This window comes from Kosakonia sp. 1610 (assembly GCF_050435845.1).
Taxonomy (GTDB): Bacteria; Pseudomonadota; Gammaproteobacteria; order Enterobacterales; family Enterobacteriaceae; genus Kosakonia; species Kosakonia cowanii.
Genome location: NZ_JBNDKZ010000004.1, coordinates 1 through 14,309, shown reverse-complemented (window position 1 = coordinate 14,309; position 14,309 = coordinate 1). Strand labels below are relative to the sequence as shown.

General features: G+C 50.1%; 11 protein-coding genes and 2 pseudogenes. 4 read left to right on the top strand and 9 right to left on the bottom strand.

Annotation, left to right across the window (positions count from 1 at the left end; genetic code table 11):
- The first annotated feature begins 6 nt into the window (after positions 1–6).
- Together nlpD and rpoS are read left to right on the top strand one after the other, a co-directional pair.
- Positions 7–1,095 carry a murein hydrolase activator NlpD gene (gene nlpD, locus ABIC80_RS13170; protein WP_232045220.1) on the top strand — a complete coding sequence of 363 codons (1,089 nt, stop codon included), beginning with the start codon at positions 7–9 and terminating at the stop codon, positions 1,093–1,095.
- A gap of 126 nt (positions 1,096–1,221) precedes the next feature.
- The gene (gene rpoS, locus ABIC80_RS13165) at positions 1,222–2,214 is read left to right on the top strand and encodes an RNA polymerase sigma factor RpoS (protein WP_023481104.1); all 993 of its coding nucleotides are present in this window, start codon (positions 1,222–1,224) and stop codon (positions 2,212–2,214) included.
- A gap of 55 nt (positions 2,215–2,269) precedes the next feature.
- Here the strand turns inward: rpoS and ABIC80_RS13160 are convergent, their stop codons facing one another.
- Positions 2,270–2,650 carry a DUF4440 domain-containing protein gene (locus ABIC80_RS13160; protein ID WP_429177436.1) on the bottom strand — a complete coding sequence of 127 codons (381 nt, stop codon included), beginning with the start codon at positions 2,648–2,650 and terminating at the stop codon, positions 2,270–2,272.
- Entirely contained in the window at positions 2,647–3,855 is a 1,209-nt protein-coding gene (locus ABIC80_RS13155; RefSeq protein WP_429177434.1) for an MFS transporter, read from the bottom strand. The genes ABIC80_RS13160 and ABIC80_RS13155 overlap by 4 nt, the downstream gene beginning before the upstream one ends.
- A gap of 108 nt (positions 3,856–3,963) precedes the next feature.
- Here ABIC80_RS13155 and ABIC80_RS13150 point away from each other — a divergent pair, with 108 nt between their 5' ends.
- Positions 3,964–4,869: a LysR family transcriptional regulator gene (locus ABIC80_RS13150; protein WP_305207596.1), complete on the top strand. Its 906-nt coding sequence runs from the start codon at positions 3,964–3,966 to the stop codon at positions 4,867–4,869.
- A 25-nt stretch (positions 4,870–4,894) separates the two neighbouring features.
- Here the strand turns inward: ABIC80_RS13150 and mutS are convergent, their stop codons facing one another.
- A complete protein-coding gene (gene mutS, locus ABIC80_RS13145) occupies positions 4,895–7,456 on the bottom strand; it encodes a DNA mismatch repair protein MutS (protein ID WP_429177432.1) in 2,562 nt (853 codons plus the stop codon).
- 188 nt (positions 7,457–7,644) lie between these two features.
- On the opposite strand from mutS, the pseudogene ABIC80_RS13140 reads away from it, so the two are divergent.
- Positions 7,645–8,862 (top strand): annotated as a pseudogene (locus tag ABIC80_RS13140) (tyrosine-type recombinase/integrase).
- Between the two features lie 1,037 nt (positions 8,863–9,899).
- On the opposite strand, the gene ABIC80_RS13135 reads toward ABIC80_RS13140, so the two are convergent.
- The 6 genes and pseudogenes from ABIC80_RS13135 to ABIC80_RS13110 form a co-directional block, all read right to left on the bottom strand.
- Complete coding sequence (locus ABIC80_RS13135) at positions 9,900–10,220, bottom strand: hypothetical protein (protein ID WP_429177431.1); 321 nt, start codon at positions 10,218–10,220, stop codon at positions 9,900–9,902.
- 325 nt (positions 10,221–10,545) lie between these two features.
- Positions 10,546–10,821 (bottom strand): hypothetical protein, encoded by a 276-nt coding sequence (locus tag ABIC80_RS13130; protein WP_429177429.1) that lies wholly within the window; start codon positions 10,819–10,821, stop codon positions 10,546–10,548.
- 355 nt (positions 10,822–11,176) lie between these two features.
- Entirely contained in the window at positions 11,177–11,725 is a 549-nt protein-coding gene (locus ABIC80_RS13125; protein WP_429177427.1) for an imm11 family protein, read from the bottom strand.
- Positions 11,710–12,414 (bottom strand): annotated as a pseudogene (locus ABIC80_RS13120) (AHH domain-containing protein); the annotation flags it as partial. The gene ABIC80_RS13125 and the pseudogene ABIC80_RS13120, both read right to left, overlap by 16 nt.
- A gap of 177 nt (positions 12,415–12,591) precedes the next feature.
- Complete coding sequence (locus ABIC80_RS13115) at positions 12,592–13,383, bottom strand: hypothetical protein (protein WP_429177425.1); 792 nt, start codon at positions 13,381–13,383, stop codon at positions 12,592–12,594.
- Positions 13,384–13,391: 8 nt separating this feature from the next.
- Positions 13,392–14,309 (bottom strand): RHS repeat domain-containing protein (locus tag ABIC80_RS13110; RefSeq protein ID WP_429177423.1); only part of this gene is annotated, 918 nt, incomplete at its 5' end.

The window sequence follows — 14,309 nt, the reverse complement described above, 5'->3', positions numbered from 1 at the left end:
TTGTCACTGGTTTCGCTTTGGCTGGCAGGGTGTTCAAATTCCAACAATACTCCGGCACCGGTCAGTTCCGTAGGCGGAAGCGCCAGCGGAAGCGACAACTCAGGCATGCTCATTACGCCGCCGCCTGCCATGAGCACTAACGCACAGCAGCCGCAAATGCAGCAAGTCCAACCGGTACAGCCTGTTCAACCCGTACAGCCGGTGCAGCCAATGCAGTCTCAACCTGTCCAGGCGCAGCCGGTACAGACGGTAGATGGTCACATTGTCTATAACCGCAAATACGGCAATATCCCGAAAGGGAGCTACACTGGCGGCAGCACCTATACCGTAAAACGGGGCGATACCCTCTTCTATATTGCCTGGATCACCGGCAACGATTTCCGTGACCTTGCACAGCGCAACAACGTAGCAGCGCCGTACGGTTTGAACGTCGGGCAGACGTTGCAGGTAGGAAATGCATCTGGTACACCTATCACAGGCGGAAATGCAATAACGCAGGCTGATGCATCGGAACAAGGAATAGTCTCAAAAACTGCGCAAAATTCAACCGCGGTGGTTGCTTCGAAACCGACAATTACGTATTCTGAGACTTCAGGTGAACAAAGTGCTAATAAAATGTTGCCGAACAACAAGCCTGCGACACCTGTCACAGCGCCTGTTACGGCACCTTCCGTTAGTACAACAACCGAACCGACTGTCAGCAGTACAACTACCAGCTCGCCGATTTCAACCTGGCGCTGGCCAACTGAAGGCAACGTTATCGATAACTTCTCTGCCACCGAGGGTGGTAACAAGGGTGTCGATATCGCAGGCAGTAAAGGACAGGCTATCATCGCGACCGCAGATGGACGCGTAGTATATGCCGGTAACGCACTGCGCGGTTACGGTAATCTTATCATCATAAAACACAACGATGATTACCTGAGCGCCTACGCCCATAACGACACAATGCTGGTCCGGGAACAACAAGAAGTGAAGGCGGGGCAAAAAATAGCGACTATGGGTAGCACCGGAACCAGCTCTACACGCTTGCATTTTGAAATTCGTTACAAGGGGAAATCCGTAAACCCGCTGCGTTATTTGCCGCAGCGATAAATCGGTGCAAAGCAGGTGAGGTCATTCTCACTTATTCCGTTGCAGTGAGCGCAGATGCCGCTGCAGCGGAGGTAAATGAGAATGCGTCAGGTGTTTTGCCCAGGGATCACGGGTAGGAGCCACTTTATGAGTCAGAATACGCTGAAAGTTCATGATTTAAATGAAGACGCGGAATTTGATGAGAACGGAACAGAGGCTTTTGACGAAAAAGTCTTGGTAGAAGAGGAACCCAGTGATAATGACCTGGCTGAAGAAGAGCTGTTATCGCAGGGTGCAACACAGCGTGTTTTAGACGCGACTCAGCTTTATCTTGGGGAAATCGGGTACTCCCCGCTCTTGACGGCCGAAGAAGAAGTTTATTTTGCACGCCGTGCATTACGAGGTGATGTTGCCTCCCGCCGTCGCATGATCGAGAGTAACCTGCGTCTGGTGGTGAAGATTGCCCGTCGATACAGCAATCGTGGTCTGGCTCTGCTGGATCTGATTGAAGAGGGCAACCTGGGGCTGATCCGCGCCGTTGAAAAATTTGACCCTGAACGTGGGTTCCGTTTCTCAACTTACGCGACCTGGTGGATTCGTCAGACCATCGAGCGGGCTATCATGAACCAAACCCGCACCATTCGTCTGCCGATTCACATCGTCAAAGAGCTGAACGTCTATCTGCGTACCGCGCGTGAGTTGTCCCATAAACTGGACCACGAACCGAGCGCAGAAGAGATTGCTGAACAGTTAGATAAACCTGTTGATGATGTCAGCCGTATGCTGCGTCTCAACGAGCGCATTACTTCAGTTGATACGCCGCTGGGCGGTGATTCTGAAAAAGCGCTGCTGGACATCCTGGCCGATGAAAAAGACAACGGCCCGGAAGACACCACGCAAGACGATGATATGAAACAGAGCATCGTCAAATGGCTGTTCGAACTGAACGCCAAACAGCGTGAAGTGCTGGCACGTCGTTTCGGTCTGCTGGGTTATGAGGCTGCGACACTCGAAGATGTAGGCCGTGAAATTGGTCTCACTCGTGAACGTGTTCGCCAGATTCAGGTTGAAGGTCTGCGTCGTTTGCGCGAAATCCTGCAAACGCAAGGGCTGAATATCGAAGCGCTGTTCCGCGAATAAACACCCTTTCTCGTCAAAAAGGCCGGTCGTAAAGACTGGCCTTTTTTCTTTTCTGCTACCCGGCAAGCGCCGTTTCATGCAGATGCCGCCACATAAGCTTCCCGGCATCTTTCTCAAACACCACCGTTGACCAGCGCTGATGTGCAAGCTGTTCCGGCAATTGCTGCGTTTCACGGTAGCGCAGCACCGCGCCACTTTCCCACTCTGCCAGCAATTCGACATCATCCACACGAATGCTAAGCCCCGTGCGCGCCGCGCGCTGTGCCTGGAAAAAATTGACCAGCGCAGGCTTATCAAGCGTTGCTCCGCCTGGGGTAATCATGGTGAACGCGTCACTAAAGCGCGCCATCAGCGCCGCGCAGTCGCCTTCGCCACGGCCCAGCCACGCTTCAATGGCGATGTGGGCATCAATAATCTCCGTCATATAAATATTCATGATTGCTCCTGTTTTAGCTGTTGCAGGGTGTATTGGTTATCAAGGCGCAGCGCGCCCAAAAGCGGGAAAAGCGTAATTATGCCAGCGAGGATAAATGTCCCGCGATAGGCGGCAAGGGGCGGCATAACCTGTTGCAGCAGGCCGAGAACAAACGCCAGCAGCGTGGCGCCGATAAAAAAGCTCAGCTGGCGGTTAAGATTCCACAGCGCGCTGGCATCCGGCATCGCCTGATTGCTGATGGTGAGAAAAGCGCAGCTCTGTGCGGTGCTGCTGCACTGGCTTCCGCCCGCGCCCATCAGCGCGAAGCTGATGATAAGCATCGCCAGCGGTGTCGACGGGGTAACCAGCAGCAGCATCACAACGCCCACTGCCTGTAGCAGAGCGCCGATCATCACCAGCGGGCGCGGGCCGAGGCGATTGAAATAGCGGCCGGTCACGGAGATCGCCAGTGCGGAGGCGAGGGACCACGGCACCATTAACGCGCCGGTCACCGCAGGCGTGAGCCCCATCATGCGCTGCAAATAGAACATCCCCACCACGCTGACGCCAATAAACATCCCCGGCACACAGAGGTAAATAAGCATGGCGAAGCGCAGCAGTGAATTCTTCAGCAAAGAGAGATCGAGCAGCCGACGCGACACGGCGGGCTTTGCCTCCTCTTTCAGCCAGCACCCGGCCAGCAGCAGCGTCAGCAGTGCCAGCGGTAGCGTGACGAAGAAGATCCAGCGCCAGCCGAGCAGTTCCACCAGCAGCCCACCGACCGCCGGTGAACAGGCTGGGGCGAGCAAGGCCACCAGCATCACCGCAGAGGAGATCTTTGCCCGCTCATGAGGCTTGAACTGCTGCCAGGCAAGGGCTTGCCCGACCGGGATCAGCAACCCGCCGCCTAACCCCTGCACTACGCGCCAGGCAATCAGGCTGCCCAGTGAGTCGGCAAAACCCGCTGCCAGCCCCGCCGCGCTGAAGAGTAACAGCGACAGCATAAAGAGCCGCCGTGCGCCGATAAAGCGCGTCAGCAGGGCGCTGAAGAGGATCGCCACCGTCAACCCGGCGATATAGCCATTGCTGACCCACGCCAGCGCGGAGACCGACGCCTGCAGGCTCTCTGCCATCGCCGGGAACGCGACGCTGGCGATAAACATATTGATCAAGTCGAGAAAAAAGCCCAGCAGATAGACCACCGCGACTTTGTTGCGATACCTCATTTTTCCTCCTTCTGTGCGGAGCGCTACTGTAGCCGCTGGCAGAAAGGGGATAAACGGCGCGGGTGGCGATATACTGTCAAACCTGTTTTGACAATCACGAGAGAAGCGATGCTCAATTTGCAACGCGTCGCCATGTTTATCGCCGTCGTCGACACCGGCAGCTTTACCGCCGCGGCCGCCACGCTCGGGCAGACCAAGGCGGTGATCAGTTTTAATATCCGCCAGCTGGAGGATTCGCTGGGCGTGGCGCTGCTGCTACGCTCCACCCGCCGCTTAACGCTCACTGAGGCGGGGAGCCTCTTTTACCAGCGCGGCGTGGCGCTGTTACGGGACGCCGAAAACTTACAGGATGAGGTGCAGGCAAACCATATTGGCCTGAGCGGCGAGTTGCGCATTACCACCACGCCGGAGTATGGCGCGCAGGTGGTGATCCCGGCGCTGGCGGCTTTCAGCGAGCGTCACCCGGCGCTGCGCATTCGCCATGTCTCTTCGTCCCATCACGCGGATCTGATTAGCGAGCGTTTCGATGTTGCTATACGCCTCGGCACGCTGGCCGACTCCCGCTATCACGCGGCGCTGATTTCACGCTTCGATATTCTTCCTGTTGCCGCGCCGCAGTGGCTCAGCCAGCACCCGATAACGACGCTGCACGCCCTGGCGCACGCGCCGTGGATTATTCATGAGCGGCTCGCTTCCCCGCTACGCTGGCAGGTCAATGACACGGCAGGGAACGGGGAAACGCTGGAGATAAAGCAGCCTGCGCGTATCTTCGCTGACAGCGCGCAGGCGCTGATGTCGTTTGCCCTTGCTGGCTGTGGTGTGGCGCTGCTGCCGGCGTGGCTGGTGCAAAATGCGCTGGCTGAAGGGCGGCTGGTGCATCTGTTGCCGGAGTGGCGGTTTGCGCCGCAGGGCGTTTACGCGGTCTATGCCGATACGCAGCATCTCTCTGCCAAAGTGCGCGCGCTGGTCGATTTTTTGCGCCAGTGGGTGGCGCAGGAGGAGGTTGCCGGATGACATTAGCGCCATCCGGCAGCGTTTTTTAGACGAGGTTTTTTAAGCGGTAGATCCACTCCAGCGCCTGACGCGGTGTCAGGCTGTCCGGGTCGAGATTCTCCAGCGCTTCAACCGCCGGGTTGGTCTCTTCCGCCGGAGCAAGCAGCGACATCTGCGTGCCGTCAATCTGTGTGCCCGCTGCACTCGGCGAAAGGCTCTCCAGCTCCCGCAGTTTGCCGCGCGCGCGCTTGATCACCTCTTTCGGCACGCCCGCCAGCGCCGCGACCGCAAGGCCGTAGCTCTTGCTCGCCGCGCCATCCTGCACGCTGTGCATAAAGGCGATGGTATCGCCATGCTCAATCGCGTCGAGATGCACATTCGCCACGCCCTCCATCTTCTCTGGCAGCTGCGTCAGCTCAAAGTAGTGGGTGGCAAACAGCGTCAGCGCTTTGATCTTATTCGCCAGATTCTCCGCACAGGCCCACGCCAGCGACAGGCCGTCATAGGTCGACGTCCCGCGGCCAATCTCATCCATCAGCACCAGGCTGTTCTCGGTGGCGTTATGCAGGATGTTGGCGGTTTCGGTCATCTCAACCATAAAGGTCGACCGCCCGCTTGCCAGATCGTCCGCCGCGCCGACGCGGGTAAAGATGCGGTCAATCGGGCCAATCTCGACCTTCTGCGCCGGGACATAGCTGCCGATATAGGCCAGCAGGGTAATCAGTGCAGTCTGGCGCATATAGGTACTTTTACCGCCCATATTTGGGCCGGTGATAATCAGCATCCGGCGCTGCGGCGACAGGTTCAGCGGGTTGGCGATAAACGGCTCTTTCAGCACCTGCTCCACCACCGGGTGACGTCCTTCGCTGATGCGGATGCCCGGTTTGTCACTGAAGGTCGGGCAGCAGTAGTTCAGGGTGTCGGCACGCTCGGCGAGGTTGATCAGCACATCCAGCTCCGCCAGCGCGGCGGCGCTCTGTTGCAGATCGCCGAGGTGCGGCATCAGCAGATCGAACAGCTCTTCATAGAGCTGTTTTTCCAGCGCCAGCGCTTTGCCCTTCGAGGTGAGGACTTTGTCTTCATACTCTTTCAGTTCAGGAATGATGTAGCGCTCGGCGTTTTTCAGCGTCTGGCGGCGCACATAGTGGATCGGCGCCAGATGGCTCTGTCCACGACTGATCTGGATAAAGTAACCGTGAACCGCGTTATAGCCCACTTTCAGGGTGTCGAGTCCCAGGCGCTCGCGCTCGCGGATCTCCAGCCGGTCAAGATAATCCGTCGCGCCATCGGCGAGGCTGCGCCACTCATCCAGTTCGGCATGGTAGCCGGGAGCAATGACGCCACCATCGCGCACCAGCACCGGTGGGGCTTCAATAATGGCGCGCTCAAGCAGTTCGCGCAGTTCGCTGAACTCGCCCATTTTCTCACGCAGCGCCTGCACCGGCGCGCAGTCGACGTCAGCCAGCTGCGTGCGCAGCTCCGGCAGTTGCTGAAAGGCGTAGCGCATACGCGCCAGGTCGCGCGGGCGGGCGGTACGCAGCGCCAGACGTGCCAGAATACGCTCCAGATCGCCCACCTGGCGCAACACCGGTTGCAGCTCGGCGGCGCGATCCTGTAATGCGCTGATGGTTTGTTGACGCTCGGTAAGCACTTTCGTATCGCGCACCGGCATGTGCAGCCAGCGTTTCAGCATGCGGCTGCCCATCGGCGTGACGGTGCGGTCGAGCACCGAGGCCAGCGTGCTTTCAATTCCGCCAGCAAGGTTCTGGGTGATCTCCAGATTACGGCGCGTCGCGGCATCCATAATAATGGTGTCCTGCTGACGCTCCATAGTAATAGAACGGATATGGGGTAGGGCGGTGCGTTGCGTATCTTTGACATATTGCAACAGGCAACCGGCGGCGCACAGGCCGCGCGCGGCGTTCTCAACGCCGAAGCCAATCAAATCACGGGTGCCAAACTGCATATTGAGCTGCTGGCGGGCGGTGTCGATTTCGAACTCCCACAGCGGGCGGCGGCGTAACCCGCGGCGGCCTTCAATCAGCGCGGTTTCCGCAAAATCTTCCGCATAGAGCAGTTCAGCAGGATTAGTACGTTGCAGTTCAGCAGCCATGGTTTCGCGGTCGGCGGGTTCGCTGAGGCGAAAACGCCCGGAGCTAATATCCAGCGTTGCATAACCAAACCCTTTGCTATCCTGCCAGATGGCGGCGAGCAGGTTATCCTGGCGCTCCTGCAGCAGTGCTTCATCGCTGATGGTGCCCGGCGTGACGATGCGTACGACCTTGCGCTCCACAGGCCCTTTGCCGGTGGCCGGATCGCCAATCTGTTCGCAAATCGCCACCGATTCGCCGAGGCTCACCAGTTTTGCCAGGTAGTTTTCCACCGCATGATGCGGTACGCCCGCCATCGGGATCGGCTCCCCGGCAGAGGCTCCGCGTTTGGTCAGGGAGATATCCATCAGCTGCGACGCGCGTTTCGCATCGTCATAAAAGAGCTCATAGAAGTCGCCCATACGATAGAAAAGCAGAATGTCCGGATGCTGCGCTTTCAGCTTCAGGTACTGCTGCATCATGGGGGTGTGCGCGTCGAGGTTGTCTGTCGTACTCATCAGTTAGTGATGTCCATCTTCTTGAAAAATAATGAGTCAGTGATGTTTGTTGTTCTCATCGCTTATCACTTTCCTCACCGGAACTCATGAAATTGCATCGCGGTTCATGAAGGCGTAGCGAGCATGATAACGGACTCTGTGGGGCAGGAAAACAAGCGTGCGCGAAGCGGTTATTGAAAGCGACAGGAATGATAAAGCCAGATGATCAGGTAGAGCTGATAACGGCGAAAATCGTGGCTTACATCCCTCCTGTGGTACAACCGGAGTTAAGTCTTTTTTCTACCGTTACACGAGTCCTGTGACTGGCAAACTTACTTAGGTCGAAATTGGCAACTTTCCGCAGACTTCTTTCGACGCTGCACGTCTTAAACTCAACGAATTAAAGCTCCTCCGTCAGGAAGGTTGGTGCCCTGCATCAGAACTCAAGCAGGAAAAGCAGCTTCGCGCAATAGAGTCTGAACAGGCCATGAAAGTACAGGGATTAGTTGAGCTCTAACTGACTGAGCGCATTGAGGACCGTAAAACTAAGGATGGCAAAATCATTCCGTGGGCCCGGAAGAAGAAAGGCCAGGATAAAGTGCGCAGAACATTGTATGCCGATGCGGTAGATAAGCTGGGTGGTCATAATGCCGCTGAAATTACACGCAATGACGTGATTACGCTTATTAATGGCATTGTTGCCAGAGGAGTAAAAGTGCAAGCCGGTAACGTTCTACGGGAGCTCTCATTGACCTACGAGTTTGCTATTGGTTTGGGGCGTTTTGATGCCAGCTTTGCTAATCCCGCGCTGCTGGCAAAATCCAGCCTGCGTCAGACTCGAATCAAGCTAACCAGTAACCGCGGGACGCGTGTGCTGAGTGAAGCTGAGCTAAAAAAGTTTCTCCAGTGGCTTCCGGGCTTTGCTTTTTCACCCGCAATCAAAAACGTGCTTCGTCTGACCTTGTGGACAGGTTGCCGTACCGGTGAAGTCTGTAACATGGCGTGGAAGGATGTTGATCTGGAGAAAGGTACGATACACCTGCACGAGCCTAAAAAAGGCGTTGAACGTTACATTCAGCTATTGACGCAAGCCATAGATTTTCTAAAAGTTCTCCGCCTCAATTCAGATACATATTTTTTTCCGTCTACACGAACAAGCCGACCTCCAGCAAAAGTATCTGACGGAAAATGCATGGCGATTGCGTGGGGCCGGACAAATGTTAGATATACCAAGCTGGACGCCGCATGATTTACGGCGGACCGTGCGTACAGGGTTGTCACGGCTGCAATGTCCTAACGAAGTGGCTGAGGCTATTCTGGGGCATACAAAAGGCGGTGTGGAAGGAATTTATAACCTCTACAAGTATGATGCAGAGTGTAAGAAATGGTTGCAGGTTTGGGCAGATTACCTCGATTTTAAGATATAAATATGTCAGCCATATCAACTATAAAATAAGGAAGCTAAAAGCCGCTTTTGTACTACCGAATCTGAAATGTCATTGATTCATATATTATTTAAACGAATTGTGATTTTTGCATGATCGTTTTTAGGATTTCATCCGCCATAAAATATGAGGGGCTTTGAACTCACCGAACTAAGTGGGCATCCTAGAATACGAAAGTCCAAATTGAGCGAAAAGTGGAGGTTCTGCTTTCAGGGTAACCCGAACCACATACTAGAGGATATATAAAACAGAATGGTGCGGATGCCGGACTTACCTATTAATGCTAAGCACCGTCGCGATGAGCGGTATATATCGTATTTCGATTGGCATTCAGCGCGTGGGGATTGGCGAGGCCAAGCGTTTGTGCGGAAGATTTAACGTTTATTTTGTATGCCGGAGATAATTGATGTTGATTTAGCATAAGCATCTTTTCTTGGTAGTCATAAAGAAGGGTATTTAAATACACGCAAAATTGAATTGGGGAAAATATATGATTGCTGACTACATGCTCCTTAAAAGCATACATGTAGTCAGTGTCAGGCGCCTTTAGATATATATAACGCTAATGCGAATTATCGTGAGGATTGATGAAATATAAAAATGTGCTGATCGTAATAAATACGATTGATGATCAAAAAAACAAATGAATACATGCAATTAAATATATTCCACTTCATAAGACCACAAGCGCTTCAAGCCAGAACTAGTCTCTCTTGAGTAGGTTAAGCATTCTGGAAGAAGAATGCTCAATCCACCTCTAGCTTTTCCTTCAAGCACCCAGAATAAAGCTGCGCCTAATGCTTGTATTTTAGTCGAAAGCGGGGTTAGGTATATATTTGCATTGTCACACTTAGAATCAATAACTTTAATGATCTTAGAAATTACAGCAGCATTAGCAAATGGGTCATACGTTGGGGAAAATATCTAATATTTGTCCAGCCTGAAGATGGTGTTACACTACCTGCTTTAGAAGATCGAAGCGCACTTCGCTGATACATATCTGCACTTAATGAAGGGAATTAAAATATAGGAAATATAGCCGCGCCTTCTTTGTTATCGACTACCTCACCGATTAACTTGTAATCATAACCTACATTAATTATTAAATGATCATCTCCATTATCATTACTACCATAGATGCCTTGCAAATTTCTTGGAGTCCCACTTGATGCAGTGCTAAATAAGGTGTCACCTTGCTTTTGATAAAAAAGTGGCTCTGAATATAAAGCAGTAAACTTTTTTAATTTCCTATAATACAGACTAGCTACTAAAGATATTAAAACGTACCTCATGAACCCGGTTGTATCAATACATATTCTTTTTCCTTCTAATTCCCCCATCTCAAGTAGTAATAAACTGACTTGAGATGACTCACTTCTATCGGTAGGGCAAACTTTAGGGTTTTCTTGAGGATGTTCAATAGGTGGATATTGATATTCTGGGGGTATAAGCCAAGTTTTTTCCTTGGAACTAATGGTCTCATATACTTTCTTACTCGTTCACTTGAGTTGTAAGCAGATACAAAAAAATCATATTAAGGAAGCTCAATTGCTATTTTGTCAGTATTAATACTTCTTTTATAAAAACCAAATAATCAATCATTAAAGAGCTCTCTTTGAATGTTTTTATTAATTGATAGCTTTATCAATGAGTTCCACTTGTTACTTATTTCTTTAAATAAAGATCAAAGTCTGCCGATGCATCATTAGTAAAAACCACAGCCAATAATTCTTTGTTAAGGCTTATGTCACCTCGCCTTGATACAGGCAATGACCACCGCGGTGAGAGCATAGGGTTTAATTTTATTTTTCTGATTACTTTTTGGCTATTCCTGTCAGCTCTCCCATCAAAGATTTCAAACAGTAATGAATAATTTAATGCATCTTGTACGATTTTTTTTGAGTTTTCGGATAAATCATCACTGCTCAGGGATGCTGACACGCCTGTAGCAGCGCTTGAACACCAGTTCGCGGCGCATTCCGCAAGGAGGGTTAGTGAAGTATTAGCTCGTCCTGGGGCCACGGACCGGCCTAGCCACAGTGCATATGACCTTGCTCATAAATAGAAATAAGATTCATAAAAAAGTGACTTATTAAAAAAGGGGATATAAGTGTACTCTAATAAATAATTTAATAAATCCCACTTTATATTACTAAACAAATCCTTATGATTCCCTCCTGTAAGAGGGGTTTGTGGAACATAAGAGAAATTTAAACTCAGGGTTCCATAATAACGGCCAGGAAACCAAGCTTATTTCCCGGCGGTTATTAAAGACGTGATTGATAATTTATCTATACTAATGATTTAATTTTTCATATTCCACGCCCGATATGGACTCTTGAATCATTTTATCAACGAGTTTACTTTGATAAACAGTAACGTCTTCGAAACAATTTTTTAGCATGGCGGCTGGCGCACCATCCATTTTTTGCTCATCAATTACTACTTTTTCTATTCTTTCGATAAATGCATCGTTAGATTCATAAGGGGTATACACAGACTCTTCTTTATTAAGAAAATCTATGCCGCATAGTAAGTGAGCAAAAAAGAAGTCGCCTTTCGAATATGTTGCTGTGTCGGACGTAATAATTACATCAAAATATTCGTAATCAGCGCGTACGCTTTCAAGTATTTTCTTCATTTTCGAGGGAACTATTACAAAAGGTCCGCTTTTAAAAAAATCGTTTGGCCTTAAATCAGAATCAAGCTCCAGTTGTAGTACAGGAAAGTTAGTCCCCAGTTTTTCTGGGAGTGTTACATTGAAAGGCATAACATCGTTCATGTTTGTAACTGTTGCATCAGTATACAAGTTATCATCATATATTTCTTTTATACGGTAATACATATTCTATCTTTCTTAAAAATGTGGATCGGCATTTTGCAACTTAAACTGCGGCCAAGTAAGGCTTCACGAATCTTATCTTCAACCTTACCAATTTCATCGAGCAGTTCGCTATCTTTAATAGCTTTCATTTCATATTTACTCTGCAGAATTCTCAGTTCTTTATTCGTAAACATGGTTGCTTCTTTGAGATGTCGGCCAGAATGTAAAGGTAAACCCGATGCCAGAGATTCTTCAACGGTTGTAGGTAGAGAAATACCATTTCTTCCTCTATTAACATTGTATCCTAAAGAAGCTGCCTTATGCATAACGGGGTACTTTTTCGCTTCTGCAACACCAATTAAATGATGACCTGCGTAGCCCGGTTTTACTCCTCCTACAATATTAGAGTTGATATCTCCTCTCGCAAGAGTTCCCACGCATGAATTAGTTGATAACCCCAACGGGTCCACCCACACCAGCGGATCACCCACATAGCTATAGGTATTAATCCCGCCCGCTAGCCCTATCGGGTCGTACCGGTATTCCACTTTGCGGAACTCGCTGTTCCCCTCAAAGCGGATTTCCTTTACCCGCTGTTCATCGTCATACGTGAAATGCTGAATAACACCGGATTAATCCCGCCGCTGAACTAGCCGCCCGAACCCGTCGTAATCGAGCTTCAGCCCGCCGGGGCGCAGCAACAGGTTGTGCCTGCCAAGGTTCTGGCACTTCATATGCTCATTATCATTTAATTAGAAAAAAAGTTATTGATTCACTAATTAAAAATTTGCAGCAGTATTTATTATGGTTATTTATTAATGAAAATGGCGGGCTCTCCCGCCTTAAAGATAAGAATAACTCATGTATTTTAATATATATTATGAATCTTACGGCAACCTGTTGCTACCTCTTCTGGGACTAAATTTTTTCCAAGAAATTAAAGCCCCATGCATCCCGAGCTCATTATTTATACTTTCCAATTGATTGTCCTGAACAATCCAAAACCATCTCTCATTTACACTGTTAATTTTTTTTAGTATACCCCATTCATTTTTTTGTATGGCTTCGCACAATGTTGATTCGCCAATCATAATATCTAAATGAGAGGAATTAATGACATTGACGGGGTAGACTAACCGTAATTTTGTTGAATTAAACCTTGCCTGTCCCTGAAATCGACCATCAACTTCTTTATTAAAGGCCATTGCATTTTCCCATGAAAAAAGCTTGACCATGTTCTCTCCAATTGCATAATTATAGGCATCATATACATCGGCACATTTATAGCCTATTGCATAAGACGCAGCATTATTTTCAAAAAACCTTTCTAAAAATAAAAATAAATCTTCAAGACCATCACCATTGTATTGAAGATTTATATGGAAAAAGCCTCCGAATGTTTTTGTTGAATATCCGAAAGCCGCTTCCCAGGGGGTACCCTTAAGACCTTCATGATAAATCCGGAAATCTTTAGCTTCACCTTTATCTAGCGCATATTTGAGCTCATCCAGACTTTTCTCTACAAAATCAATATCCTCTTGGCTTCGATCTCTTCGAAACGCATAGTAACCTTGTGCATTTATATCAGATTTTATAGTTTCAAAAAAACGAATACCTTCATTAAGCGCACTGGAAGGTGTAATCTCTTGTGTACCATAAATAGCGAAACCGAAAGCCATGCTAACTCCTATATACTTTCAATCAAATCATCTAATACAGACTTAATATGGTAAGCATCATAATGGTGTTCAAACAGAATTATTTCGCCCTGTTGTGAAGGCGGGAGGTTACTCATTGCCGCCTGGTTCCGAGTAGTTAATGTCGGCAACTTTTTGCCCATATCTGTTTTTGATGCAAGTTCTATCAAGTGTGTTTTTCCGTTTATATCAACGACCATAATGTCAGGTCTTCTTCCGGAAATACCAGGTCCATGCGCAAAGCTATAAGACCTGTTCAAATAAATCTCGTTAAACTTACCACTCATAGCAAGTTTATTTGCAATAACTTCTGAGAATTGATCATGGCCAGGCGTTTTATCGACTTGCCCTTTGCCATATATTTTAGCTCCATTGACTTCTCTAACTGGACATGGCGCAAGTCCAAAAGGATCTATCCCCGTAAGCGGATCACCCACATAGCTGTAGGTATTCAGCCATCCCGCTAAGCCAATCGGGTCCATCTGGGTGTAACGACCAGCGACCGGGTCGTAGTAGCGGAACAGGTTGTAGTGCAGCCCGCTCTCGCGGTCGAGATATTGCCCCTGGAAGCGCAGGTTCTGCGGCACCTGCCACTGCGGTACGCTGAGTTCGAGCTCCGTTTTGCCCCAGGTGCTGAACTGCCCGCGCCAGACGGTCTGGCCGTCAGCGTCCGTTACCCGTTCCGGCAGGCCGTTCAGTTCGGTGTGGTACCAGTAAATCTCGCAGTCGTCGAAGACGCTGTCGACGCGCGCCAGCGGCTCGTAGCTTCCTTCGGTGTAGACATACTGAACGTAGTGGTCCGGCTCGCGGTCTCTCTGTTCACCCGCCAGTTGCAGTCCCTGCCAGTCAAAGCGGATGGTTTCCGGCTGCGGGTCGTTATAGCGCCACAGAATCTTGTGAGTTCTGCG

What these genes read in the sequence shown, in the direction of transcription:
- rpoS (WP_023481104.1), top strand. Translation starts at nt 1,222, where the DNA reads ATGAGTCAGAATACGCTGAAAGTTCATGATTTAAATGAAGACGCGGAA.
- ABIC80_RS13160 (WP_429177436.1), bottom strand. Translation starts at nt 2,650, where the DNA reads ATGAATATTTATATGACGGAGATTATTGATGCCCACATCGCCATTGAA.
- ABIC80_RS13155 (WP_429177434.1), bottom strand. Translation starts at nt 3,855, where the DNA reads ATGAGGTATCGCAACAAAGTCGCGGTGGTCTATCTGCTGGGCTTTTTT.
- ABIC80_RS13150 (WP_305207596.1), top strand. Translation starts at nt 3,964, where the DNA reads ATGCTCAATTTGCAACGCGTCGCCATGTTTATCGCCGTCGTCGACACC.
- mutS (WP_429177432.1), bottom strand. Translation starts at nt 7,456, where the DNA reads ATGAGTACGACAGACAACCTCGACGCGCACACCCCCATGATGCAGCAG.
- ABIC80_RS13135 (WP_429177431.1), bottom strand. Translation starts at nt 10,220, where the DNA reads ATGGGGGAATTAGAAGGAAAAAGAATATGTATTGATACAACCGGGTTC.
- ABIC80_RS13125 (WP_429177427.1), bottom strand. Translation starts at nt 11,725, where the DNA reads ATGTATTACCGTATAAAAGAAATATATGATGATAACTTGTATACTGAT.
- ABIC80_RS13115 (WP_429177425.1), bottom strand. Translation starts at nt 13,383, where the DNA reads ATGGCTTTCGGTTTCGCTATTTATGGTACACAAGAGATTACACCTTCC.